Annotated in this window: 3 protein-coding genes; all 3 read right to left on the reverse strand. The window is 56.1% G+C overall.

The genetic code is table 11. The features are described from left to right. The coding region (locus E0D98_RS24000) for an Rpn family recombination-promoting nuclease/putative transposase (protein ID WP_052985812.1) at window positions 1–810 on the reverse strand (810 nt) is incomplete at its 3' end. Between the two features lie 64 nt (window positions 811–874). After that, window positions 875–1141 carry a hypothetical protein gene (locus tag E0D98_RS24005; RefSeq protein WP_001247860.1) on the reverse strand — a complete coding sequence of 89 codons (267 nt, stop codon included), beginning with the start codon at window positions 1139–1141 and terminating at the stop codon, window positions 875–877. Between the two features lie 92 nt (window positions 1142–1233). Continuing rightward, on the reverse strand, window positions 1234–1644 hold a 411-nt coding region (locus E0D98_RS28165), incomplete at its 5' end, for a post-segregation killing protein PndC (RefSeq protein ID WP_240723762.1).

The raw sequence follows: 1644 nt of genomic DNA on the forward strand, positions 1-1644 counted from the left end.
TCCTTCCATGCGTCCTTCCATGCGTCCTTCCATCCTGCCTTCCTGGCGACCTTTTTGCTCAAGACGTTCTGCGATAGTCATCAGTTTATCCTCATGCTGCGGCAGACGCTCAGCCAGCGCCCGCATAAATTCCGGTGATACAGAGTCCCCTGCGTTAACGATGTAATGAATCAGAACACGCACCTGCTCGTCTGAAATTTCCACCATGACCTGCGGGAGTTTGTCCAGCAGCTCCATCATGTCACGATGGCGGATATGCTTCATCAGCAGCGTCAGTGCGGCCATCCGGCGATGGTTCATGATTTCATTGTCATCAACGACAGTGATATCAACCAGCGGAAACGGCTTTGTGTATATTTTAGCCGCAAGCGCCGGATTCTCAAAACAGTCCAGCCAGTTCATGCTGTACGGGTACGGGCTGCGCTCACCGTGATAGAACAGCACCGGAATGACCAGTGGCAACGTTTTGTGCTGCTCCAGATGCCTCTGCATCGCCGCCACACTGTAACGTAACATGCGAAAAGGCATGTACAGATTTTCGGTGCTCTGGTGCTCGATGAGCGTATAAACATAGCCGTCTTCACCCCCGGTGGTTTTCACACTCCAGAGGATATCGCTGGCGTACTGATGCAGGTCCGGCTCAACAAAGGTGGCGGGTTCCAGCTTCAGCGTGGACAGGTCGCACAACTGCCGGTACTCCGCCGGAAGATGCAGTTCCAGAAAATCTCTGGCGACGTCGGGATTCGCCAGGAACGACCGGAACGCGGCATCATGCGGCGTGGGCGTTGTGGTGTTTTTCTTCTTACTCACGGTTCCTCCTGGTGAGATGTCTGAACGTATCCTGCCGCCTGCACAGGCAGACGGCAAGGGTTAATCAGTGGCAGACCCGCTCAATTTCAAGCGCGCGGAGCAGGTGGCCCCATTCGCTGACTTTCATGGCGGGGATACGTACCCGCTTCTGCTCACTGCAGCGTCTGGCGATATGACCGCCCATCGCCAGGACGTCCGGGTTAATCTCATCCGGTGCCAGTTCCTGGCGTCTGAAGCGGGTATGGCGGTGCAGGGGTTTGTTCTCCCGCAGGCACTCTTCACGCAGACGCTTTACATACTCGGCGGTTGCGAAGATAATTGATGGTCTCATGGCATAATCTCCATAGTTAGTGAATGAGATGCCGGACTTCCGTACGGGGAAGCGCCGGCGGAGAAAGGCAGGGTTTATCGCCCTGCCTTTTTTCATTTCGGACAGCGACGCAGTGCCAGCGCGAGCGCTTTCATCTTCCAGCCTTCCGGCGTGCGGTACATCACATTCCAGTAGCCGTCGATGAACACATAATGGAAGCGCACCTCTTCAGTGCTTTCAGTGGCAATAGCCTCCATGAAAGAACGGTACTCACGCGCCTCACTGTCCATCCGGAAACCACTGTCACGTCCGTAATAAGCCGTCACACCGTCCACCGGGTTCTGAAGCGTATGCCCGGCGGGTTTGTCGCAACGGGGACCAAGGCAACGGATATCACCGTGTTCAACCAGGGCTTCGGCCTGCTGACCGGTGGCATAGTGGGTATGCAGGATGCGACCGTTCCAGGCCGGCTCACCGTGCAGGTGGCAGTAAACGGTACGGAACACCCCGTCGCGGCAAAAAAC

Source organism: Escherichia sp. KCJ4928 (genome assembly GCF_004352695.1).
GTDB lineage: Bacteria > Pseudomonadota > Gammaproteobacteria > Enterobacterales > Enterobacteriaceae > ECMA0423.